Origin of the sequence: Rossellomorea aquimaris (genome assembly GCF_008180865.1) — a bacterium.
Classification (GTDB): Bacteria; Bacillota; Bacilli; order Bacillales; family Bacillaceae_B; genus Rossellomorea; species Rossellomorea yichunensis.
In genome coordinates this window covers 110514-133344 of the sequence record NZ_VTEX01000001.1, presented here as the reverse complement: position 1 = coordinate 133344, position 22831 = coordinate 110514, and the positions used below count along the sequence as shown (strand labels likewise).

The window sequence follows — 22831 nt, the reverse complement described above, 5'->3', positions numbered from 1 at the left end:
CACTACGAATATACGTTCTTATATTCTTTCATTATATCCTAAAACCGGCGATAATTTCAGTATATATTCAACATTTCACGCGATTCATAGAGAAAGGCTGCCCCTGACGACGGAGACAGCCTTCTCTTACCTATTATTTTTTCGATGTGATATCGATTGCTTTTTTAATATCTTTATATGAATTAGATTTTCCGTATAGGAGCACTCCTCCGCGATACACCCTTGCCCCAAATACTCCAAGAATAATAATCGTCACAAGGAGGACCACAATTCCTATGACGGGTTCATACACTGGAAGATTCAGCATCCCTACACGAAGGAACATAACCATCGGTGTAAAGAACGGGATATACGAAGTGATCGTGACAAAACTGGATTCCGGATTTCCAAGACCGAACATGGAGATGAAGAATCCAATCATGATCAGGAAGGTCATCGGCATGATCATCTGCTGTACATCTTCAATTCTACTGACAAGAGATCCCAGTAATGCAGCCAGGGTGGCATACAGGAAATACCCTAATAAAAAGAAGATTACCGCATAGATAATGACACCTACTGATAAAGATTCAAATCCGAATCCTTCAAAGAAATCCCCTACCAGTTCATCCTTCTTTTGAATCATTGTAAAATAGCCCACTGCCAGGATTACGGCTAACTGTGTTAATCCTGCAAGGCCGATTCCAATGATCTTGGCAAACATTTGTTTAACCGGAGACACACTGGATATTAGGATTTCCATTACCCTCGAGCTTTTTTCTGTGGCGACTTCCATGGCCGTCATGTTGGCGTAAGCAATGACGGAGAAATAAATAAAGAATAATAGAACATATACTATACCCCTAGCCTGACTCAATTCTTCCTCAGACTTGGCTCCTTCAATAAGGGCTTCCTTTTCAAAAGCAACAGGACCGCTTAACAGTGCCAGTTCATCACCTGAAAGCTCTAATTTACTTGCAGCCAGTGAAGACTTCACATTTTGCAGGGCGACTTGTAATTCCCCGCTCACATTGGAATCTGATAATGAATTGGATTTATACAGTGCTTGCGGAAGACCTTCATCGCTTTCACTCAAAATGAGTAATCCTTTTAATTCTTCAGATTCTATATTCTTTTCGATTTCTTCCATCGATTGGGTGGCAGGTTCCAGCTCGATCTCGCTATTCATAATCTTCAGCTGCTGCACTAGCGGATCATACAGGTTGCCCGTTTCGTCCTGAACCGCTATTTTACTCGTGTCATCATCACTGAAGTTCGAAATGATACTGTCAAAATTGGCCAGTAATACAAGGGCAGCGGCAATGATGACGGTGGAAATGATAAAAGATTTTGCCTTAAGCTTTGAAAAATAGGACTGACTAAGGATCAAGAAGAAATTATTCATAAGAAGTTCCCACCTTTTCTATGAAAATATCGTTCAGGGAAGGTTCTTCTAATTCGAACTTACGAAGGAATCCCTTTTGAACAACGTCATGAAATACATTTTGGGCATCAGCCTCAGACTCGACCTGAAGAAGAACCCCTTCCGTTGTTTCTTTCAGCTTCGTCACGCCTTTCATATCCTTTAGATATAGAAGATCAAAATCTGAGTGGATGACCACATTCTTCTTCCCGAAGGAACGCTTGATTTCCTTCAAGCCGCCATGCACTACGGGACGCCCTTTATGCATGATGCATAGGCTTTCACAGAGCTCCTCCACATGCTCCATACGGTGACTGGAGAAGACGATTGTGGTTCCATTATTCTTGATTTCCCGGACCGCATCCTTTAACAGTTCAACATTTACCGGATCCAGGCCGCTGAACGGTTCGTCGAGAATCAGTAAACTCGGCTTATGGATAACCGATGCGATAAACTGAATTTTTTGCTGATTTCCTTTTGAAAGTTCTTCTACTTTCTTGTTCACGTTCTGAGGAACATTGAATCGTTCCAGCCAGTAATCCAGTTCTTTCAGGATGGTCTTTTTCTCCATACCACGAAGACGCGCCAGATAGACAATCTGATCGTTCACCTTCATTTTCGGATATAATCCTCTTTCTTCAGGCAGATATCCAATTTCCGGACTTGTGGAATAATCGATCCTCTTCCCTTTCCACGTAATCTGCCCTTCCGACGCATCTAATAACCCTAACACCATTCGAAATGTCGTCGTCTTCCCTGCCCCATTCGCGCCAAGGAATCCAAACATTTCCCCCGGTGGGATATCCAGTGACAGCTGATCAACTGCTGTAAATTGTCCAAACCTTTTGGTTACCTGTTGTATACTCAAACTCATTTCAGCATTCCCCTCCTATACTTTTAAACAAGCATCTTTTTTCTCTCTAGTACTCTACGATTTTATACAAAAAAGGTTTCATTTCCCAGCTTTTTTATTTATCAAACTATTGGGACTTTCCTAAAAAATGATAATATGAAAAAATAAAAGAGTACATGAATACTATACAAAGGGGTATATCACAATGAAAGTTTACAAATTAACGGTTTTTGAAAAAGACGGAAAAAAGATTCTGGATGAATCATTCGAAGCTTCATCAGACAGCGACGCAAAGAAAATGGGTGAATCCATGTTAGAAGAAAAGGGGTATTCCGAGCATACGCATCGCTGTACTTCTCCTCTTGGGAAACTATTGTTGTTTCATGTGTAAGGTATACATCCTGCATTGCGGGTCACTTCCAGTGGCTTGTAATGCATTTTTTAATTAAAAGGATGAATGTATAACGAAAAAAAGAACCAACCCTTCAGGTTAGTTCTCTTTAACTATTATTCTCCCTTAAATTCAGGTCGTCTTTTCTCCACAAATGCACGGATGCCTTCCTGGTGATCCGAGGTTTGACGCATGAGCCATTGCCCTTCTTTTTCCAGTTCAAGCGCACGTTGTAGTCTGTCTTTGTTTAATGTGACATATACTTCTTTCGTTTTCATCATCGCTTTCGTCGGTGCACTTAATACTTGTTTTGTATAGCGCTCTATGCCTTCTTCCAATTTCCCGGATGGAATCGCTTCGTCTACAAGTCCCTTCATAAGGGCCTCTTGCCCTTCCAATACTTTACCGTTCCAAATCAATCGTTTAGCTTTATGTGTACCCAGGCGCTCCTGCAGAAGAAAATGACTTCCACCATCCGGAATCAGTGCGATGCCGATAAAGTTCATGGCAAGCTTGCTGTCTTCTTCACACAAAATATAGTCCGAGCAAAGCGCCAGACTGAAACCAAGACCTGCAGCAGCCCCATGTATGCCTGTTAGAACAATCTTAGGCATGGTATACAGAGTCATCACCAGTTCACTGATGGTATCCATAATACCTGAGAACTGTTCCTCTCCGCTTAAGGAAAGCATCGACTTAATATCTCCTCCGGAAGAAAACCCCTTTCCTTCTCCTGTCAGGACCAATAAAGAAATAGATGGGTCATTTTTCACTTCTTTTAACGCAGCCAGGAGCTCTCCCATAAGCCCTGCATCCAACGCATTCAGTGATTGAGGACGGTTCAGCTGTAGCCTTGCCACCTTACCTTCTTTTTGTAATTTTACTGTTTCGTATTGATTTGACACTGTCAAAAAAATCCCTCCCCTTTCTTCTAGCATAGCGTAATATCCTATTTATAGGAATTATTATTTTGAATAGTACAATAATTCAAAGGAGAGGTCGACTTCGGAACGACCTCTCTTACGAGTTATATTTGTTTCATTCTATCCTGCACTTGATCCCTCAAGGCTCTCTTTAAAAATTTCCCTACAGACGTTTTGGGTATCTCATCAAGGAACAGGATTTCATCCGGCAGCCACCATTTGGCAAACTGTGGTTTCAGAAAGTCCATGATTTCTTCTTTGGACACATTTCCTTTTCCTGAGTCTTTTAACACCACACAAGCGATCGGGCGTTCCTGCCATTCTTCATGGGGAACCGCAACTACCGCTGCTTCGAATATATGTTCATGTGCCATGAGAGCATTTTCAATGTCTACAGAAGAAATCCATTCTCCACCTGATTTGATCAAGTCCTTTGTGCGGTCCACGATTTTAATGTAGCCCTCTTCATCGATGGTGACGACATCACCTGTATACAGCCAGCCATCACGGAATGCTTCCTCTGTTCTTTCATCTTCATAGTATTCAGAAGCAATCCATGGACCTCTCAGGGCAAGCTCTCCCATTTCCTTTCCATCCCAAGCCACTTCTCCGTCTTTCCCGACGATTTTCATGTCTAATCCAGGGACGAGTAACCCTTGCTTTGCTTTCAAATCAAGCTTTTCTTCAGTGGAAAGATCATCATGATAGCTTTTCGATGCAGCTATCACGGCAAGCGGACTTGTTTCCGTCATTCCATATGCATGCATGAACGGAATACCGAATTTCTCTTCAAAGGTCCTGATCATTCCTTTAGGTGCTGCAGAACCCCCGCATAGAACGGAACGAAGGCTGGAGAGATCATATTCATTTTTCTCTAATTCATTGAGCAAACCAAGCCAAATGGTCGGGACCCCTGCAGAGATTGTTACCTTCTCATCCTGCATTAACTGAGCCAGCAATCCTGGAGTGAAATATGGTCCAGGCAGAACCTGCTTCGTCCCGAACCATACAGAGGCAAACGGAAGTCCCCATGCGTTTACATGGAACATCGGTACGACCGGCAGTGCAACGTCTCTTTCACAGACACCAGTGGTATCAGCAAGCCCCAGCGCCATGGCATGCAGGACGATTCCGCGATGAGAATAAATGACCCCTTTAGGATTTCCGGTTGTGGCTGAGGTGTAACACATCCCGGCAGGAGCATTCTCATCAATGTCTGTCCGGAATTGGAAAGAAGGATCGCCTTCCTCCAGCAATCTCTCATAATGATAAACCGGTTCCAAAGTGGTTTCCGGCAAGTCACCATCAGTCATTACAATGAAGGCTTTGACCGTCGGTATCTGGTCTTTGATCTTTTCGATGAGCGGTACGATGTCTGAATCGATGAGCAATACCCGGTCCTTGGCATGATTGATGATATATACGATGTGCTGGGGTGATAAGCGAATATTGATCGTATGTAGGACAGCCCCGCTACAAGGAATTGCAAAATAGGATTCAAGATGTCGATGATGGTTCCAGGCAAGGGTCCCGACCTTATCCCCTTCTTCAATCCCGAGTTTTGATAGGCTGCTTGCAAGTCTTCGTGTTCTTTCTCCCCACTGTTTATACGTGAATCGGCTTATTCCGGACTCAGTGCGTGAAACAATCTCTTTGTTAGGAAAATACTTTTCGGCTCTTTCTATCATTTGTGTCAGAAGCAGAGGTGTTTGCATCATATTCGATCTCTCCCCTCAATTTTGGTAACGTTTTCAAAAGTATTGTCTGATTTCTATGTCTACCTTACTAATTCGACCTTTTCAGAAGTAATCCTTTAAGTATTGTTGAAAAATTCCGATAATTGCACATATATCAACACGTCCTTAGAAATAAAGAAAAAGCCGTCCAGAAGTTCTCTGAACAGCTTGTTTTTATAAAAAGCTCTTTTCGTAAACATTGTTGCTATTTACACACAGACAGTACAGCCTTTTATGAATGAGTGCAAGTGTGAAAACATAGACCGTTCCTTTTCGCTCCAGGCTCTTGCCTTCCGCTACAATCCACTCTGTGCTACTACATTAATACTGCTTACAAGTATAGATAGAAAAACAAAAAATGCTCCTATTCTAGGTATGTTGAGAGTTCCTCCACAAAACAAAGAATCTACAAAGGAATAAAAGAAGATTTCACCTAAATTGATGGATCATTGAACAATCTTTCAAGTGAATCAACAATGCTCCCACGGTAAATAACTTCTTGTAAAGAAGCGATAGTCCGTATTCTTTAGATAGTTTTGTTACTTTTAAGCTCTGTCTCGAAATTTTTTTATAGATGGTGAGGGGAACTGTGTAGACTCCTGCGGAAGTACGGGCGTGCCGAGACCCCGTTCGGCTAAGCTGAGGAGGCTCGGCCGAACGCTAGCTGCAAGCGGAGCAGTTCCCCTCACCATCCAGCACTTACTAATTTGACAGAGCCCAGGCAGATCTTATGTTATAGATCAACAAACTTCGCAAAAAGAGGCTTATGAAAATAAACCATTGAGGATCTTGATCTTCTTATCGGTATATTCTTTGAATCCCAGGTTGTAGGCGTTTGGTTCTTTCGGATTGGCAAAGTGCGTGATCTTTCCGGTCTTCGGATCGATGAATTTACTCGCAGCGCCACAGCCGATGCCAATGATGGTTTGGACCTCTTCCATGATCATGATGTTATAGAGGCTATCCTGCCCCGGGAGAGCATAGCCGACATTCTCGAGGTTACCCAGAATGTTCTTCTGACGATATAAGTAATAGGGATCATAGCCGTGTGCCTTTGTCCACTCTTCGGCAAGGTCCATCATCTTCCCGATTTCCACCCGGTCTGCCACTTTATACTTGTCTTTATTCTTCGTCATTTCAGACGCCCGCTTGAAGGACAGTGTGTGGACGGTCAACGATTCCGGCATAAGCTTCTCGGTCTCATCCAATGAATGCTGAAGCTCTGGAAGCTCTTCACCTGGAAGTCCGATAATGAGATCCATGTTGATGTTGTTCATTCCCATGTTCCGGGATAAATGAAATTTATCGATGGTTTCTTCCACGGTGTGATGACGGCCGATTGCTTTTAATGTTTCTTGTGTATACGACTGAGGGTTGATGGAAATGCGATCGATATTCCATTTCTTTAGTACCTCCAGTTTATCTGGGGAAATCGTATCCGGTCTTCCTGCTTCTACCGTCACTTCCCTTACCGCGTCCACATCTGGGAATGATCGATACATTTCTTCATATAGGGCATCCATTTCTTCTGCCGTGATGGAAGTAGGTGTCCCTCCGCCATAGTAAATCGTCGTAATCTTGACGTTATTCTCTTTGAGCCAGCGTCCCATTTCCTGGATTTCATAGTGAAGCCCGGCCAGGAAGGAATCTACCCGACCTTGTTTACCGAGAATCGCGTATGCAGGAAAAGTACAATACGCACATTTGGTAGGACAAAACGGGATTCCGATATAGATGCTCACTTCATGCTGGAGATCATAGAGATCCGGAACAACCGAAAGCTGCCGGTCCACGATGTTTTGCATCAGCTGAATCTTTTCATCGGTAATAAGGTATTCCTCTTTCAATTTCGCATGAATCGCCTCTTGGGGTATCCCAAGCTGTGTCTGCTTATGTAAAAGCTTGGTAGGACGGATCCCTGTTAAGATCCCCCACTTTTGCCTGATTCCTGTAAGATCTTGAAGAACATTCAGATATACATGAGATACTGCAGTTTTCAGCTGTTTGAAGCGTTCTTTTTCATTTTCATATGAAGTCCAGCCTCGTTCATAGGTCGCAGTGTATAATTCATCAGAAGTCGGTTTTATCAACACAGCTTTTGCTTCTATCTTTTCTTCTATTGTAAGTTCTATTTTGACTTGAAGATCCATGTCATCACAAGAGCCAAAGTGAATCACGGATTCTTCAAAAAATAAATTAGCAATCAATCGCAGGGGGCGCTCAAAACGCTCATCCTCGATTCCTTTTATCAAAACATTCACGTTCTAATCACCTTTCACCAAATCTAATAAGCTTTTATAAGTGTACAGAATGGGGTGGGAATGGTCAATGGCAGGGAGTCCCTTTGAAATAAATACAACACCCCGCTTTCCAATAGAAAAGCGGGGTGTATTGGTTTATGATTTAATGATGTTCATTTTTTTCAGGAATGGAATTGGGTGCTGCTTACGGAATAGCTCTGTTACAAAGTATGGGATGCCTTTTTCGCTTTGGCTCCGTGTAATCCAGTTCGCTGCATCTCTCACCTGTCTAGGCGCGTCTCCCATAGCTACTCCAAGACCACAGCATTCCAAGGAGTCGATGTCATCCGGCCCCGATCCAACCATCACGATTTGATCCTTTTTCACTCCAAGGCGTTCAGATAAATACATTAACCCTCGAAGCTTAGATACGCCCCTTGGCACGATATCAAGTTTATAGTCGGATGTCGGAATGGCGTCCACTTCTTCATACATGCCTTTTAGAGAAGCGACGACGTCCCACACATCTTCACGATGCTCCATGACAACCGATATCTTCGGAACCGACATTGGATTCTCCAAAAGATGATCACTCACACGATCCACAAACTGCTTACTATAAAGTAATTTCGACTCTCTTTGCCAAGAGACTTTTGCCATCTCCCTTGCCTGGGAATTGGCTTTGCCAATGATTGACCTCTTTTCATGGGATAGAGCTACTTGACTTGAGAAACCTTCAAGGAATTGAGCAATTTCATACGTAATGTCCTCGGCAATCTTTTTTACATACATCGGTTTTTCAAGCTCACCAGCGATGTAGGACCCACTATGTGTGACGAGCGGGGTTTTGAGTTTAAGGGCCTTGGCTACTTTCTTAGCTGAAGCAAAGCTCCTGCTAGTTACCAATGTGACCGTTACACCTTTATCTTGAACGTACTCAATTGCATCCTTTGTTTCCCTCGCAATTTTTCCGTTATCATTTACAATCGTTCCATCAATATTTAACGCTAGCATTCTATAGATCATCATCGGTGTCCCCCCTATATGTTGTCTACTCCCTTTCTTTACTTTTATGAAGGAGGAGAGACAAATATGACAAGGGGGTGGGAGCAATTCGCAAATTATAGCGAGTTGCTGGTAGAACTCATCAACTAGATGAAAGTTCTTGTTGGAGTGTATCTTTCTGTTCCACTGCTATATCCACAAAAAAAGGACTAACCCCGTACTGGAAGTCAGTCCTTGTTGTTCCCATATTATTTCTGCATTGAACCGTAAAGTTCTTCAAGCGGCTTCATGATGACCTTGTTCAAGTCATTGATGACCATGCTCATGCGTTGCTCAGCTTCCATAAGCTTTGCAATTACTTCGTGTTGTTGAACAAGTTGAGCTGTTTTTTGAGCTTGCTCTACTTCTTCTTGAGAGATTTCTTCACCGCTCATTTGTTTTTGTTGAAGATTCATTTGAATGTTTCTGAAGTTTTCAAACATCTTGTTAGCAGATTCGTCATTGTTTACTTCGTCATACATCTTCTTCAGTTGTAGAAATTCATCGCTTTGACGTAAAGCACTTTCCAATTCGTTCGCTTGATCGTATAAGTTAATAGCCAAAATACGTACCTCCTATAATTTCACTCTATGTTTCCTACACCACTATAACAAACTTTAGAGTGAAATTCTAGGAAGGACCCTTTGGCCCTGCTGAATTAAGAGATAAAGAGGGCTATGACCCCTTGAACGATTCCAATCACTCCTCCAAGTAATGCCCCTAAGTAAGTAATCATCTTGAATTCACGACGGGAAATGCCGAGAACCAATTCTTCCAATCTTCCAACTGAAAAAGATTCAACCTGTTCCTGCACAATATGCTGCAAGTGCATCTTCTCCATCAGGTTTGGAATCTTCTTCGATAAGAGGTCCGTCCCTCTATCCACCCATTTTGGCAGCTGGTTATTGAAGATGGAATCCTTATGAGTCTCGAGAAAGTTTCTTAGCGGCTTGGATAGGTGTCCTTCGATGTTGACTAGTTTGACCAGGGATGCCTGGACGGTTTTAATCAAGTCTTCTTCAGGTAATCGATCGATGAATTCATCAAGCTTCATTTGTTTCAGTTTGGACCATTCTTTTGTCAGCAGATTGAAAAGGATTTCCTGGGTTCCTTCATGCTTGATGAACTTTACGATTTCAGGCTGTACTTTATCCGCAACAGACGTGTTGCCGAGGAACATTCCGAGCATGTTTCCGAGCATGCCTCTTTCTTTCAGGAAATCGTCGATCATGATCTTCACTTTCATTTTTCCTTCTGGGCTTGTGAAATAAGTTTCCGCACGGTTTGCGATAAAGTCAACAAGCTTCGGAATACTCTCTTCAACTTTTTCCTGCCACTTTTCAGGTAGAGCCTCTTCCAGCCTTTTAGAGGTGTATGCTGCTTTCGTATCTTTCATCTTTTCAGCTACCCACTCATCAAGCCATTCATTAAGACGATCGGAGGATACAGGGATTTGCAGGATATCCAGCCACTCATTCACCGTTTTGTCCGAAGTGAAGACAGGTTGTAATTCTTCCCCTAGCCAGTGGGTTACATCCCTTTGAAAATCTTCATTCATCACTTTTTTCTGAAGACTTTCAGGCGTGATTAAATGATCGACCACCATTTTCCCAAGTTGTTCCGCCAATTCTCCACGGCGTTTTGGGATCAACCCTGGTGTGAATGGTACTTTAAATTTCCCGATATAGTAAGCCCTATAAGGTCTGAATAACATTTTTATGGCTAATGAATTGGTGACTCCTCCAATGAGGGCTCCAATCAACACCATGAACAGTATTAGGATGAAAGCATCCAGCATGATTGCACCTTCCTTTTCTACCTGTCTTGTTTGAACATTTTGCCTTGCTTTACATAGAATGCTATATCAACATTAGCCCAATAAATCATTATAGAATCATTCTTACGGGTTATGCAAACGGGGAATGCCTGATGAAGATAAAATGTTCATTTAGTTCGCATATACATCATCATGATCATCATCACTTGTATATACCGAAACAGATGATGAATCGATATCCTTTTGAACGGAACATGATACTGAAATGTGGAAACTCTTCTCTAGACGTCACATGCAGGGAATATCCATCCGATTCTTTACAGATTATGTTAGAAACAAGCGATTCATTATTCTCTTCCATACCGAATCTGGAAAACATATGGATATCCATCGATTCAAGGCATAGCATCATCCATCTGGGACCGGTTGTGGCCCTACTAATCAACCAATTTTCTTTGAATACATTACATTCACACTCTTTAAAAGAATATTTTACAGAGTGTCAGAGCTGGTTTCAACGAAAAGGTGGATTCTTTTATCTTATTCCGCTCTCTTCTTTTGTTGGAGACCTCTCTGAAGGGGTTGTATTTCTTGATCAAGACTGGGAGCTTAAAACACTTCCTGCTCCTAACATCATTTACAATCGATGTCATTCAAGAAAGGTAGAAAAGACTCCTTCCTTTGAAAAAGCCCTCACTCAATCTGAAGAACGGGACATTCTCGTTTTCAATTCTGGGTTTCTATCTAAAGACGAGGTTTACAATGCGCTGAAAGATGGACCGTCACTCGCCCATCACCTGCCCAAAACCGTGGAGGGATTCGATTCATTGGAGGAAATGCTTTCCTTATATAAGGATGTTTTCGTTAAGGGGGTAAACGGTAGCAGGGGACGCTACATCATGCGTATCCAAAAAAGAGAGAATGATTTTTTCATGCACCAAAATTCATTCACATCACAGAGTCCACTTTCTTTCTCAACCTACTCTGCACTCTATAGGCAAATTCGATCCTGGTGCAACCCTTCTTCTTATTTGGTTCAGGAAACCATTCCATTTCTTACAGTGGAAGATCAGCCATTAGATTTTCGGTTTCTTTGTCACTTGAATGGAAAGGGACACTGGGAAATCGTTTCTTCTGTCGCCCGGATTGCTTCTCATGATCAATTCGTGGCGAATGTCGATCAGGGAGGACGAATCGCAAAACCTCTTCCAATCCTTCAATCTCTTTTTCCCCCCCAGAGAAGTGTTGGGATTCTAAATGATATGAAGGTGTTATGTACGTCTTCTGCCCGACTCCTTTCTGACACGGTTGAAGGGCATTTCGCCGAGCTTGGCATTGATGTCGGCATCGATGAAAGCGGGAAGCCCTGGCTGATTGAAGTCAATTCCAAACCCTCTAAACGAACATACTTGGAAAACGACCGGATTCGTCCTTCGGTTAAAGCATTCTATGAATATAGTTTCACAAAATGGATGAACAAGGAGGATTAAAACGATGAACCAATCATTGGGCATTATGACCCTTACACCGCAAATAACAAACAGCTACTTTCTTGGAATAGCGAAACAATCCCTTTCTTATCCGATTGATCTTTATCTGTTCTCCCCCAAAGGAATCTCTCCTTTAAACGAAACGGTGGATGGATTTTATTTCAATAAAGAAACACAATCATGGGAAAATGAAGCCTTTGAAATTCCGGAATATATCTACGACCGTACCTATTATCTAAAGGATATACAATCCCAGCAGGCAAAGGCCGTTGTTCAGTGGTTAAAGAACCAGAGACACATTCGATTTCTCGGTTATGGGTTACCAAACAAATGGCATCTTTACGAAAAACTTAAAAAGACCCCAATCTCCCCTTACATTCCCGAAACGTATCTTGTGACCGACGGAAAACATTTATTAAATCTACTTACTGAACATAAAGATATAATGATCAAACCAGTGGATGGGGCTCATGGATTTGCCATTTATCATCTTGTTGAAAGCCAGGGGGGCATAGTCGTTCGAACAACGAAAAAGGAAGGGATCAGGGAACAATCCTTCCAAAGGAAAGAGATCTTTATCAAGTGGGTTAACCGAATCCTTCTGCAGCATACGTTCATTTGCCAAAAGCGGATTCTCAATCTGACGAATGAGAATGCACCTTTTGATCTGCGCATTCTTTTGAATAAAAACGCTAATGGAGAATGGAGAGAATTTCAGCGGGCGATCCGTGTAGGGGAACAGCTGGCAATTCTGACCAATATCAGTCGAGGAGCTTCATATAAATCATATAGTGATTGGATGACTCTTCACGATTCTTCTTGGGACAATATTGAAGAAGAACTCACTGACATTATGGAAGAAATGCCTTTACTACTTGAAGAACATTTTTCAGCTCTGTTTGAAATCGGGGTTGATATTATTATTGGTGAGGATCAATCACTGTGGATTCTCGATATGAATTCTAAGCCGGGACATAAAGTAGTAGATGCACTTGGACCTGAGAAACTGCCATCCTTATACAAAGCTCCATTAGATTATTGTGAGTTCTTGGCATCACAATCACTAACATCCTTAAGACGAGGTGATTTCTAATGCTTAAAACGTATAAAATAGAACAATTCCAAGATGAAGAATGTCTTCTATACCTCCCCTCTGGTTTCAAGCTGGAGGAAAAAAAATTCCCTCATACAGTAATCCTTGGAACTGCAAGGCAATCCGCGGAATGTAAGCGTCATCCGAATGGACGTAACGTGATTGGCATTAGCTCTGGTTTAGCCGGGAAGTTACATCTTCCTTCGAAAGTAAAGTCCCTTTCTCTCTTTTGTAAAGAGGATTGTTTATATGCAGGAGTGCTCATTGGCATATTCACCTCAGGATTCACAAGTTTTAGCTTAAGCCCGATTGGTGAGCGCTCTTATTTCTTCAAAAAGCTCTTATCTGTTCAATCATCCCTTGGAGTCATTCCCTTCGTGTTTGGAGAGCGTCATATTAATTGGGAGAACGGACTCGTAAAGGGATATTTTCACTTTGGAGAAGGTTGGGAAATCGAGGAGATTCCTTTTCCAAATGTTATCTATGACAGGCTACCGAACCGCCGCAGTGAAAAGCATAAAACGTACCAGAGCATCAAAGAAAGGCTACAGAGGGAATACGGTATTCCCTGGTACAATCCAGGTTTCTTTAATAAACTTGATTTGTTTGAACGACTGGAAAACGATTCTTCAGTCCAGCACCTGCTTCCGGAAACACATTCATTTCAATCATTTGATGAAATGGAAAGAATGCTTGCCACCTATCATCATATTTATCTTAAACCGAAAAACGGCAGTCTCGGCAATGGCATCCACAAGATTACGTATAATCGCTCATCCGATGAATATTATTGCCGGTTCAGAGATGAAGATCGTAAAAATCGCTTACTGAAATTTAAGTCCTTGGAGCAACTTGTCAATACGGTCTTTAAGAATCGAAATCTTGACACTTTTATCGTTCAGCAGGGAATTTCTCTGTTGCAGGAAAATAACCGGCCGATCGACTTCCGGGTTCATACGAATAAAGGTGGGGACGGAGAATGGCAAGTAAGTGCAATGGCCGGAAAAGTGGCAGGATCAGGAAGTGTGACCACCCATGCAAATAACGGTGGAGAAGTGAAAATTTTATCGGAGCTGTTTCCGGATGAAGCAGTCCGAGAAGTTATTGAAGGTGCACTAAAGGACGCAGCTTTAACACTATCACATGCCATCGAACGAAATCTGGAAGGATTTATAGGAGAAATCGGTTTTGACTTCGGAGTGGACGAAAATCATCGAATTTGGATGTTCGAAGCAAACTCTAAGCCGGGAAGGTCTATTTTTTCCCATCCCCATTTGAAGAGCTTTGATTTATTAACAAGAAAACTTGCCTTATCATTCGGGATCTTTCTCACTCAGCAAAGCTTGAATCACCCTGAGGAAATGCTTCCATGAACATCCTTTATAATCGGGAGAAGAAAACCTTTTTTCATGTGGAAGAATCCATAAAGACCTATAAATTTGCGAAGAATTCCTTTCTTCTTTCTTCTCAGAATTCAAAAGATTGCTATCAATTCACCATCTCGCCTCATCAGAAGAACATTCCGGCGATTCCCCTGATCGGAATCGTAGCAAGTAAGGAGGAAAAGAATAAATACAAGGGGAATTTTGAATTGTTTAGATCGATTCAGCTGGACGTTGAACAGGCAGGTGGAGTCTGTTTTGTCTTCTCTCCTCAAGATGTTTTCGGTGATTCCATTTCCGGGATCATGTACAATCAGCCATTAAACAAATGGGTGAAATGCCTATTTCCTGTACCAAACGTCATTTATAATCGCGTTCCCTCGAGGCATGCTGAGCAAAATCAGGCCTATCAGAAGCTTCTCCATTTTATTAAGGAACATAAAATTCCTTTCTTCAACCCTCATTTCTTTAACAAATGGAAAATATACGAGCTTCTGTCCAAAAGTCGTGAACTCGATCCGTACCTGCCGCAAACTGAGCTTGTCACAAATGAAGAGTCCTTTACCAACTTTCTTACGTCACATAAAAAAATATATGTGAAACACTCTCTCGCTTCGCAAGGAAAAGGAATCAGACTCATCGAAATCGATGACAATGGACGTATTCTCTGCAAAAGCATAAAAAAAATGGAGAGGTTCTTAAACGTATCCCGCCTGTTTCAATCATACAGCGAATGGTTTAATAGTAACCAGTGGATCATACAGGAAGCCGTTGACTGTAAAACATTGCATGATCATCGCTATGACTTCCGAATATTAGTCCTTCACACGGGGGAGGATTTTCGTTTAATAGGCATTGGTGTCCGTATGTCACAACGACAGGAAGTCACCACTCATGTACCTACCGGTGGGAAGATCATTTCTCTTAAAGAAGTCGCAGACGTTCATACGAAAAAGGAAATCTCAAGGATCGTTCAAACATGTGGGGAAGAGCTTGCTAAATCCTTTGGCTATGTTGGAGAGTTCTCCATCGACTTAGCTCCACGGGAACAAGGGGGATTTGTATTATTTGAAATCAATTCAAAGCCCATGAGCTTTGATGAAGAAGAAATTGAAAACAAACGGCGAAAACAGCTTGTCCGCACATTCCTCACACTCAGTGCTAAAAATAGTGAAGGTTGAATCCAGGTGGTTCAACCTTTGTCATTCTTACCGTAATGAATTATAAATCGTAGAAAATCTTGTAGCATGTTCCATTTCATCAGTCATGGCAATAAATAGGGGCTTATAGGCTTGTTGATTCGGAATCTCCAGCAGCATGTCCCTGTAGAATTCTGCAGCCTCAAGCTCATCCTTCAGTGCAAGCAGGACTCCTTCTTTAAAAGTGGTAAACCCCACCTTCTCTTTCTTATGCTCGTAATATTCTCCCGTTAATAAATAATGGAGGTATTGGAACATTTCATAATGCACCTTTTCATCCTTCTTGGCATGTTCGATAAACTCTACATATAATGGATTATTCGTCCGCCCTTTTAATTCTTTATAGAAATAATAGGCTGTCCATTCATCACTGATCGCCTTTTGCAAATCACGAATAAACGAATTCATTCTTCGCCCCTCCTCTATCTCTTCAGTAAATTCTATTAGAGGAGAATTCCATTTATGATACATTTAACACCCACACCTACACAGCATGTATTAAAACGTTTACAATAATAGTGGAGGTGATGAAAAATGATTCAACATTTTCAATATAAAAGCATGTTCGAAAATAAACAGCTTCCCGGCTGGACGTTTTCCTTTTACTTCAGCGGGACAAAATTTCAAGGGAATTACCATAAAGACGGTAAAATTGAATGGACTGGAGCAACTCCACCGCCCGATAAGGAAGACACCCTTAAGAAGCAGCTTCATGAGCTGATGCTGTTCCACGTTTATGATTGATGGAACGTACATAATTCACCTGAAATAGAGAATTAATGAGCCTTCATGTATAACTTCAGCTTCCTTTCCAAAACTAAAGTAAGGAGGCTGATGAGCATGAAAAAAGATGATCAATTCCTTCCAGATACCAATTATGAAGGAAAAGAAAAAGTATTTCTCGATGTGGACCGTTTTATCAACGAAGGCATGTCCGGGGGGTCCGTCCACATGAGGGAAAACACAACCAACATCGAAGAAGCAATCGAAATCACGGATCATGAAGAACCACCGAAATAGAAAAGCGGAGGGGGCTTGCCCAGAGGCGACAAGCATAAGACGAGAATGCCAGAAAGGCGCCCTTTGCCTTTTTGGCATTCTCGGCTTATGACCTCGAGCCTCTAGCCACCGGAGCCGGACAATAGAAAAGCGGAGGGGGCTTGCCCAGAGGCGACAAGCATAAGACGAGAATGCCAGAAAGGCGCCCTTTGCCTTTTTGGCATTCTTGGCTTATGACCTCGAGCCTCTAGCCACCGGAGCTGGACAATAGAAAAGCGGAGGGGGCTTGCCCAGAGGCGACAAGCATAAGAAAAGAATGCCGGAAAGGCGCTGCTCTTTGCCTTTTTGGCATTCTTGGCTTATGACCTCGAGCCTCTAGCCACCGGAGCTGGACAAATAGAAAAGCGGAAGCGCCTCGTTCAGCCCCGACAAGCATAAGGCAGGCTTGCTGGAAAGGCGCTTTTGGCCTTTTTAGCAAGACTGACTTATGACCTCGAGGGGCTAGGCGCTGGAGCTGGACAAATAAAACAAAAAAGCTGCCAAAAAGGAGCATTATCCTTCGGCAGCTTTTAGTATTTATCGACTTCTGACAAGCATATTGACGGCTTCTTGAATAGCATCTTCTGCATTGATGCCCTCTTCTTCCGATTCACGAATGCAGGCTTCCAGGTTTTTCGCAACGATGAGACCTAATGTACGATCAACGGCAGTACGTACGGCAGATAATTGAGTCACAACATCCTTACAGTGTTTTTCTTCTTCCATCATTTTCAACACGCCGCGCACTTGACCTTCAAGGCGTTTCATTCGATTGGTAACTTCTTTAGTATATTCCATTTTAGGACACCCCATAATGATTTATTCATTCTTCAATAGTATTAAAATTAGCGATTTATTGCAATCGTGCACACTTTGATTAATCCAACTATTTAAGTACAATAGACATTATAACCTTTTTCACTATAATAATGAACAAAGAGGGATGACATGTTTACATATTTACGTAAAAAATTTCCTACTGCCATAATCCAAAACCATTATCCAACCAATCTTGAAGCTACAAAGATTTGGTTTACAAATGAAGCAGAAGATGAATACATAGGCATTGTTAGAAGTGAGATCACTCAAGAGGAAACGGAGTTATTGCACTGCTTGTTCAAAGAGATAATAAATCCATCCGGATCGATCAATGATTCTCCCAACTCAATGGAATGGTTCACCTATTTATATAATAATGGACCAATGCCTTCAAATATAGACGGCGAATTCCGGATCATTCAATTCTCTATGAAGGAGAGTTTAGACCAGCTTCTATTAAAAGAGGCGTTTAAACATTTATTACCCCTCCACACGATACTTGTATTGCAGGATGATAATATGGGCTTGCTCATTGAAGAGAAAGGTGCATGGAATTTGGATGAAGAGCAATTATTATCTATTTCCCATGTGATTGAATCGGACTTTTTTGCCAGTCTTTCTTATTTCATAGGACAATTTCACGATGTTCCACAAATCCCTCTCACCTTTAAATATGAGCGGGAATTGTTTTCATTCTCCAGAACTGTACATAAGCAGGCATTTATTCAATCCGTGGTGACGGTTCTGCCTGAATTTGCCCTCCATCATTTACCGCAGGAATGGAAAAAACAAATTTTCACAAAGGTGACTGACACCTTTCTGGAAGATCCTGAATTGATTCACACTGTTAAGGCTTTTCTCGAACATCAATCAAATATCAGTCAGACTGCCAAGAAACTATTTATGCATCGGAATAGTGTACAGTATCGAATTGATAAGTTCATTGAAAAAACCAATATTGATATTAAAACGTTTCAAGGTGGAATTTTAGCCTATTTCGCATGCTTGAACTTTCAATCTGACAACCTGCATAAAAAGGAATAAGGAACTTTGTGCAAGTTGACCATATCGTTTTGAATCCGCTTTCTCTACAATAGGGCTATAGATGAAAACGATTGCATTTCAAGGAGGAGAAAGTAAATGGCTGAATTAAAATTAGAAAATATCCACAAAATTTATGATGGCAAGGTTACGGCAGTAAATGACTTTAATCTTCATATTCAAGATAAAGAGTTTATCGTATTTGTAGGACCTTCAGGTTGTGGAAAGTCAACGACTTTGCGTATGATTGCCGGACTTGAAGAAATTTCTAAAGGAGATTTCTCTATCGATGGAAAGCGCGTAAACGATGTGGCACCAAAAGACCGGGACATCGCCATGGTTTTCCAGAACTATGCCCTATACCCACACATGAGCGTATATGATAATATGGCCTTTGGACTTAAATTACGTAAATTCGATAAACAAGAAATAGACCGTCGAGTTCAAGAAGCGGCTAAAATCCTTGGTCTTGAAGCACTGCTTGATCGTAAACCGAAAGCATTATCAGGTGGTCAGCGCCAGCGTGTAGCACTTGGACGTGCCATCGTTCGTGATGCGAAAGTGTTCTTAATGGATGAGCCTCTGTCCAACCTTGATGCTAAGCTTCGTGTGCAAATGCGTGCAGAAATCGCCAAGCTTCACCAACGTTTACAAACGACAACGATTTACGTAACACATGACCAGACAGAAGCAATGACTATGGCAACTCGTATTGTTGTCATGAAGGATGGAGTCATCCAACAAGTTGGTTCTCCTAAAGAAGTATACGATAAGCCTGAAAATGTTTTCGTAGGCGGATTCATTGGATCACCTGCTATGAACTTCTTCCACGGCTCCCTTGAAGATGGTAAATTCGTGATTGGAAATACCAAAGTTTCTGTACCGGAAGGGAAAATGAAAGTGCTTCGCGAACAAGGTCATGTAGGCAAGAGCATCGTTCTGGGAGTGCGTCCTGAGGATATTCATGATGAACCACTATTCTTAGATACTGCACAAGGTGCGAAAATCACTGCGAAAATCGAAGTATCTGAATTAACAGGTGCTGAAACGATGCTTTACTCTCAATTAGAAGGACAAGAGTTTGTTGCCCGCGTTGACTCTCGTACCGATATCGCTGCCGGCCAAACAATTGAACTTGCTTTTGATATGAACAAAGCTCATTTCTTTGATTCAGAATCCGAGTCAAGAATTCGATAAAATAAATACTTAAAGCCGCACTCATTCACGAGTGCGGCTTTTTTACATCGTTTAAAACTCTGTCAAATCTATGCTTTTCCCCTCTTCTTCCCCACATCGAATACATGTAAAAAGATGGAGGCAAGTATCAGAGCAGCTGCTATTCGGTATGCCATCGGCTAATTGTACATGCTGTATATCCATATACGCACTGTACTCATCGTAAAAATCATAATATCTTCCCTGATCGGTTGTAGAGTCTCCGCACTTTGGGCAAAGTCCCCTGTATTCAACGATCCCGTTACATAATGCGCAAGCTTTCATGCTGTGTCACCATACTTTCAATCTAATTCATTGTATAGTGTTATCCTTTTTACAATCACAGTGATTTATGTAGAAAACTTTTAGGGATTTATCAGGAATAAATTCCCTGTCATCACTTTGAATATAAATTCAGAAACGAACCATAATACCTATTAACAAGGCAGGAACAAGCCTTCTCTCCCACCACTCGATGGGTTACGCCATTATTAGAATGGTCGCTCATGGAATAGCGGGCTGGTGCAAATCCAGCTAACCCAACCAAAAAAACTTATACATTTTAAGGAGATGACAGATTATGCAACAGCAACAATCTCGCAGCAATTCATCTAACCAACTAGTAGCTCCAGGAGCTCAACAAGCTATCGACCAAATGAAGTACGAAATCGCTTCTGAATTTGGCGTACAATTAGGACCAGATGCAACAGCTCGTGCTAACGGTTCTGTAGGTGGAGAAATCACTAAACGCCTTGTACAAATGGCTGAACAACAAATCGGTGGCGGGTACCAAAAATAATCAGCAATTTCATATGAATGGATAAAGCCCCCGGTCCTTGGCCGGGGGTTTTCATTTTGGATGTCTTTTCACTATAAAAACTGACCCCATTAGGAGCCAGCTCTTCATATTATTTATTATGAACCATACTTGCCGGATCGATCCACTGATCATACTCCTCTGCGGTCAGATATCCTGATTCGATGGCTGCTTCTTTTAATGTAGAGCCATTGTTGTGAGCTTTCTTGGCTATTTCAGCCGCTTTTTCATACCCGATATGAGGATTTAATGCCGTTACGAGCATAAGGGACCTTTGAACAAAGTCCTCTATTACCTCTACGTTCGCTTCAAGTCCTTTTACACATCTATCGTTAAAGGACTTTATTCCATCTGTAAGCAGTCGTATGGATTGCAGCATGTTATAGATGATGACTGGTTTAAATACATTAAGTTCGAAGTTTCCTTGGCTGGCGGCAAATCCGATGGCCGCGTCGTTCCCGAATACTTGTGTCACTACCATCGTCACTGCTTCACTCTGGGTGGGATTCACTTTGCCCGGCATGATCGAACTTCCTGGTTCATTGGCAGGGATCGTTATCTCACCAATCCCACTACGGGGACCGCTCGCTAACCATCTTACATCGTTGGCTATTTTCATCAGATCTGCTGCCAGTGCTTTTACAGCTCCGTGTACGTACACGATTTCATCGTGGGACGTTAGGGCGTGAAATTTATTATCAGATGAGGAAAACTTGATGCCAGTCTGAGCTTCTAATTGTCTTGCCACTTTGTCACCAAATTCCGGATCGGCGTTAATCCCCGTACCGACAGCTGTCCCACCGATAGCCAGATTGACTAATTGATGAACGCTTTCTCTCAGCATACTATAGGACCTTTCCATCATGGCACGCCATCCGCTGATTTCCTGACCGAGCGTCAATGGTGTTGCATCTTGAAGATGTGTACGGCCAATTTTAATAATATCACTGAATTGGTCTTCTTTTTCTCTTAATGTCGCAGTAAATTCCTGAATGACAGGAAACAGCTTTGATTCGATTTCTTGATACGCAGCGATGTGCATGGCTGTAGGGAATGTATCATTTGAGCTTTGGGACATGTTCACATCATCATTCGGATGGACTTTCTCATCCGATCCTTTATCTTTGAAAATTTCATTGGCACGAAAGGAAACGACTTCATTTATGTTCATATTGGATTGTGTACCGCTTCCTGTTTGCCATACAACAAGGGGAAAATGGGCGTCCCACTTTCCTTCCAGGATTTCATCACATGCCTGTCCAATCGCCGTCTTCTTGGCATCTGATAGCTTACCAAGTGAATGATTGACGACTGCGGCGGCTTTCTTTAACTGTGCGAAGGCATATGTAACCTCAATGGGCATTTTCTCTGTACCGATTTGGAAATTTTCTTTACTTCGCTGAGTCTGTGCTCCCCAATATTTTTCCTTGGGCACCTTCATTTCTCCGATTGTGTCACGTTCTATACGATATTCCATTCTAGTTCCTCCCTTAAATGATTCTTCTATTACCATATTTCCACTAATCCAGTTAATCTAACCTTTTTCTGAAAAGTTTATTAGACTGACATAACATTATGACTCTAAACCTAAAAAAAGATGAATGAGCATGAGTCTCATTCATCTTTTACAATTTATTGTATTAAGTTCAGGAATTGTTTCGTACGTTCGTTCTTAGGCTGTTCAAACACTTCTTGAGGAGAGCCTTCTTCAACGATATATCCACCATCCATGAAGATGACTTTATCGGCTGCTTCTTTGGCAAATCTCATTTCATGAGTCACCACAACCATGGTCATCCCTTCTTCAGCAAGGTCCTTCATTACCTTTAGAACCTCCCCGACCAATTCAGGATCGAGTGCTGAGGTTGGTTCATCGAAGAGCATCACTTCCGGCTCGATCGCTAATGCTCTTGCGATTCCTACCCGTTGCTGCTGCCCTCCTGAGAGCTGGAACGGATAGTAGTCCACTTTTTCACCGAGTCCTACTTTTTCAAGGAGTCTGATCGCTTTTTTCTTTGTTTCGGACTTGCTTCGTTTTTGGACGATAGTTGGTCCTTCCATTACGTTCTCCAGTGCGGTCATGTGGGGAAACAGATTATAGTTTTGGAACACCATGCCTGTTTTCCGTCTAAGTTTAATAAGCTCTTGCTTGGAAACCTTTTTATTAAAATCAACGGAAGTACCGCCAATTGAAACCGTTCCGTCATTCGGCAATTCCAGTGCATTTAAACAGCGGAGGAAGGTTGTCTTTCCTGAACCCGATGGGCCAATCAGGACGATCACCTCTCCTTTATTGACTTCTACATTCATTCCTTTTAATACTTCTAATTGATCAAAACGTTTAGTTAATCCCTTGATGGAAATCATATTC

22 protein-coding genes are annotated in these 22831 nt (G+C 41.9%); 10 read left to right on the top strand and 12 right to left on the bottom strand.

Translation table 11 applies throughout. The features are described 5' to 3' along the window. Positions 1 to 133: 133 nt before the first annotated feature. Together FZC88_RS00720 and FZC88_RS00715 are read right to left on the bottom strand one after the other, a co-directional pair. Positions 134 to 1384, bottom strand: a complete 1251-nt coding sequence (locus tag FZC88_RS00720; RefSeq protein WP_148993305.1) for an ABC transporter permease — start codon at positions 1382 to 1384, stop codon at positions 134 to 136. Then, entirely contained in the window at positions 1377 to 2276 is a 900-nt protein-coding gene (locus FZC88_RS00715; protein WP_148993304.1) for an ABC transporter ATP-binding protein, read from the bottom strand. The genes FZC88_RS00720 and FZC88_RS00715 overlap by 8 nt, the downstream gene beginning before the upstream one ends. Positions 2277 to 2460: 184 nt before the next feature. On the opposite strand from FZC88_RS00715, the gene FZC88_RS00710 reads away from it, so the two are divergent. After that, a complete protein-coding gene (locus FZC88_RS00710; protein WP_148993303.1) occupies positions 2461 to 2646 on the top strand; it encodes a YhzD family protein in 186 nt (61 codons plus the stop codon). 116 nt (positions 2647 to 2762) lie between these two features. Here FZC88_RS00710 and FZC88_RS00705 read toward each other — a convergent pair whose 3' ends face one another. From FZC88_RS00705 to FZC88_RS00680, 6 genes are all read right to left on the bottom strand, one after another. After that, complete coding sequence (locus tag FZC88_RS00705) at positions 2763 to 3557, bottom strand: enoyl-CoA hydratase (protein WP_148993302.1); 795 nt, start codon at positions 3555 to 3557, stop codon at positions 2763 to 2765. A 116-nt stretch (positions 3558 to 3673) separates the two neighbouring features. Beyond that, entirely contained in the window at positions 3674 to 5287 is a 1614-nt protein-coding gene (locus FZC88_RS00700; protein ID WP_148993301.1) for a long-chain fatty acid--CoA ligase, read from the bottom strand. Positions 5288 to 6069: 782 nt separating this feature from the next. Beyond that, on the bottom strand, positions 6070 to 7566 hold the full coding sequence (locus FZC88_RS00695; RefSeq protein ID WP_148993300.1) for a coproporphyrinogen III oxidase: 1497 nt from the start codon (positions 7564 to 7566) through the stop codon (positions 6070 to 6072). A gap of 135 nt (positions 7567 to 7701) precedes the next feature. Beyond that, positions 7702 to 8574, bottom strand: a complete 873-nt coding sequence (locus tag FZC88_RS00690) for an HAD-IIB family hydrolase (protein WP_315632784.1) — start codon at positions 8572 to 8574, stop codon at positions 7702 to 7704. Between the two features lie 224 nt (positions 8575 to 8798). After that, positions 8799 to 9152, bottom strand: a complete 354-nt coding sequence (locus FZC88_RS00685; RefSeq protein ID WP_148968334.1) for a YlbF/YmcA family competence regulator — start codon at positions 9150 to 9152, stop codon at positions 8799 to 8801. Between the two features lie 95 nt (positions 9153 to 9247). Continuing rightward, positions 9248 to 10387 (bottom strand): DUF445 domain-containing protein, encoded by a 1140-nt coding sequence (locus FZC88_RS00680; RefSeq protein WP_148993299.1) that lies wholly within the window; start codon positions 10385 to 10387, stop codon positions 9248 to 9250. Positions 10388 to 10518: 131 nt separating this feature from the next. Between FZC88_RS00680 and FZC88_RS00675 the strand changes: the two genes are divergently transcribed. The 4 genes from FZC88_RS00675 to FZC88_RS00660 are packed head-to-tail and all read left to right on the top strand — an operon-like array spanning position 10519 to position 15512. Further along, positions 10519 to 11856, top strand: coding sequence for a YheC/YheD family endospore coat-associated protein (locus FZC88_RS00675; RefSeq protein WP_148993298.1), 1338 nt, complete (start codon positions 10519 to 10521; stop codon positions 11854 to 11856). A 4-nt stretch (positions 11857 to 11860) separates the two neighbouring features. Next, positions 11861 to 12949, top strand: a complete 1089-nt coding sequence (locus FZC88_RS00670; protein ID WP_148993297.1) for a YheC/YheD family endospore coat-associated protein — start codon at positions 11861 to 11863, stop codon at positions 12947 to 12949. Then, positions 12949 to 14322 carry a YheC/YheD family endospore coat-associated protein gene (locus FZC88_RS00665; RefSeq protein WP_148993296.1) on the top strand — a complete coding sequence of 458 codons (1374 nt, stop codon included), beginning with the start codon at positions 12949 to 12951 and terminating at the stop codon, positions 14320 to 14322. The genes FZC88_RS00670 and FZC88_RS00665 overlap by 1 nt, the downstream gene beginning before the upstream one ends. Then, entirely contained in the window at positions 14319 to 15512 is a 1194-nt protein-coding gene (locus FZC88_RS00660; protein ID WP_148993295.1) for a YheC/YheD family endospore coat-associated protein, read from the top strand. Before FZC88_RS00665 ends, FZC88_RS00660 begins: the two co-directional genes overlap by 4 nt. A gap of 27 nt (positions 15513 to 15539) precedes the next feature. Here the strand turns inward: FZC88_RS00660 and FZC88_RS00655 are convergent, their stop codons facing one another. Beyond that, entirely contained in the window at positions 15540 to 15938 is a 399-nt protein-coding gene (locus tag FZC88_RS00655; RefSeq protein ID WP_148968328.1) for a ferritin-like domain-containing protein, read from the bottom strand. 126 nt (positions 15939 to 16064) lie between these two features. Between FZC88_RS00655 and FZC88_RS00650 the strand changes: the two genes are divergently transcribed. Together FZC88_RS00650 and FZC88_RS00645 are read left to right on the top strand one after the other, a co-directional pair. Then, positions 16065 to 16274: a YheE family protein gene (locus tag FZC88_RS00650; protein WP_148968327.1), complete on the top strand. Its 210-nt coding sequence runs from the start codon at positions 16065 to 16067 to the stop codon at positions 16272 to 16274. Between the two features lie 96 nt (positions 16275 to 16370). After that, positions 16371 to 16550 (top strand): hypothetical protein, encoded by a 180-nt coding sequence (locus FZC88_RS00645; protein ID WP_148968326.1) that lies wholly within the window; start codon positions 16371 to 16373, stop codon positions 16548 to 16550. A gap of 555 nt (positions 16551 to 17105) precedes the next feature. Here the strand turns inward: FZC88_RS00645 and FZC88_RS00640 are convergent. Next, positions 17106 to 17366 (bottom strand): metal-sensitive transcriptional regulator, encoded by a 261-nt coding sequence (locus FZC88_RS00640; protein ID WP_148968325.1) that lies wholly within the window; start codon positions 17364 to 17366, stop codon positions 17106 to 17108. Positions 17367 to 17516: 150 nt separating this feature from the next. Here FZC88_RS00640 and FZC88_RS00635 point away from each other — a divergent pair, with 150 nt between their 5' ends. From FZC88_RS00635 to FZC88_RS00625, 3 genes are all read left to right on the top strand, one after another. Next, a complete protein-coding gene (locus tag FZC88_RS00635) occupies positions 17517 to 18431 on the top strand; it encodes a PucR family transcriptional regulator (RefSeq protein ID WP_148968324.1) in 915 nt (304 codons plus the stop codon). A 96-nt stretch (positions 18432 to 18527) separates the two neighbouring features. Then, on the top strand, positions 18528 to 19625 hold the full coding sequence (locus tag FZC88_RS00630; RefSeq protein WP_148993294.1) for an ABC transporter ATP-binding protein: 1098 nt from the start codon (positions 18528 to 18530) through the stop codon (positions 19623 to 19625). A gap of 598 nt (positions 19626 to 20223) precedes the next feature. Beyond that, positions 20224 to 20442, top strand: a complete 219-nt coding sequence (locus FZC88_RS00625; protein WP_034763234.1) for an alpha/beta-type small acid-soluble spore protein — start codon at positions 20224 to 20226, stop codon at positions 20440 to 20442. 109 nt (positions 20443 to 20551) lie between these two features. On the opposite strand, the gene fumC is transcribed toward FZC88_RS00625, so the two are convergent. After that, positions 20552 to 21937: a class II fumarate hydratase gene (gene fumC, locus FZC88_RS00620; protein ID WP_148993293.1), complete on the bottom strand. Its 1386-nt coding sequence runs from the start codon at positions 21935 to 21937 to the stop codon at positions 20552 to 20554. 155 nt (positions 21938 to 22092) lie between these two features. Then, entirely contained in the window at positions 22093 to 22827 is a 735-nt protein-coding gene (locus FZC88_RS00615) for an amino acid ABC transporter ATP-binding protein (RefSeq protein ID WP_148993292.1), read from the bottom strand. Positions 22828 to 22831: the final 4 nt, after the last annotated feature.

What these genes read in the sequence shown, in the direction of transcription:
- FZC88_RS00640 (WP_148968325.1), bottom strand. Translation starts at nt 17,366, where the DNA reads ATGGAATATACTAAAGAAGTTACCAATCGAATGAAACGCCTTGAAGGT.
- FZC88_RS00615 (WP_148993292.1), bottom strand. Translation starts at nt 22,827, where the DNA reads ATGATTTCCATCAAGGGATTAACTAAACGTTTTGATCAATTAGAAGTA.
- FZC88_RS00630 (WP_148993294.1), top strand. Translation starts at nt 18,528, where the DNA reads ATGGCTGAATTAAAATTAGAAAATATCCACAAAATTTATGATGGCAAG.
- FZC88_RS00715 (WP_148993304.1), bottom strand. Translation starts at nt 2,276, where the DNA reads ATGAGTTTGAGTATACAACAGGTAACCAAAAGGTTTGGACAATTTACA.
- FZC88_RS00670 (WP_148993297.1), top strand. Translation starts at nt 11,861, where the DNA reads ATGAACCAATCATTGGGCATTATGACCCTTACACCGCAAATAACAAAC.
- fumC (WP_148993293.1), bottom strand. Translation starts at nt 21,937, where the DNA reads ATGGAATATCGTATAGAACGTGACACAATCGGAGAAATGAAGGTGCCC.
- FZC88_RS00675 (WP_148993298.1), top strand. Translation starts at nt 10,519, where the DNA reads ATGAAGATAAAATGTTCATTTAGTTCGCATATACATCATCATGATCAT.
- FZC88_RS00635 (WP_148968324.1), top strand. Translation starts at nt 17,517, where the DNA reads ATGTTTACATATTTACGTAAAAAATTTCCTACTGCCATAATCCAAAAC.
- FZC88_RS00710 (WP_148993303.1), top strand. Translation starts at nt 2,461, where the DNA reads ATGAAAGTTTACAAATTAACGGTTTTTGAAAAAGACGGAAAAAAGATT.
- FZC88_RS00665 (WP_148993296.1), top strand. Translation starts at nt 12,949, where the DNA reads ATGCTTAAAACGTATAAAATAGAACAATTCCAAGATGAAGAATGTCTT.
- FZC88_RS00690 (WP_315632784.1), bottom strand. Translation starts at nt 8,574, where the DNA reads ATGATGATCTATAGAATGCTAGCGTTAAATATTGATGGAACGATTGTA.
- FZC88_RS00625 (WP_034763234.1), top strand. Translation starts at nt 20,224, where the DNA reads ATGCAACAGCAACAATCTCGCAGCAATTCATCTAACCAACTAGTAGCT.
- FZC88_RS00655 (WP_148968328.1), bottom strand. Translation starts at nt 15,938, where the DNA reads ATGAATTCGTTTATTCGTGATTTGCAAAAGGCGATCAGTGATGAATGG.
- FZC88_RS00645 (WP_148968326.1), top strand. Translation starts at nt 16,371, where the DNA reads ATGAAAAAAGATGATCAATTCCTTCCAGATACCAATTATGAAGGAAAA.
- FZC88_RS00680 (WP_148993299.1), bottom strand. Translation starts at nt 10,387, where the DNA reads ATGCTGGATGCTTTCATCCTAATACTGTTCATGGTGTTGATTGGAGCC.
- FZC88_RS00700 (WP_148993301.1), bottom strand. Translation starts at nt 5,287, where the DNA reads ATGATGCAAACACCTCTGCTTCTGACACAAATGATAGAAAGAGCCGAA.
- FZC88_RS00720 (WP_148993305.1), bottom strand. Translation starts at nt 1,384, where the DNA reads ATGAATAATTTCTTCTTGATCCTTAGTCAGTCCTATTTTTCAAAGCTT.
- FZC88_RS00650 (WP_148968327.1), top strand. Translation starts at nt 16,065, where the DNA reads ATGATTCAACATTTTCAATATAAAAGCATGTTCGAAAATAAACAGCTT.
- FZC88_RS00660 (WP_148993295.1), top strand. Translation starts at nt 14,319, where the DNA reads ATGAACATCCTTTATAATCGGGAGAAGAAAACCTTTTTTCATGTGGAA.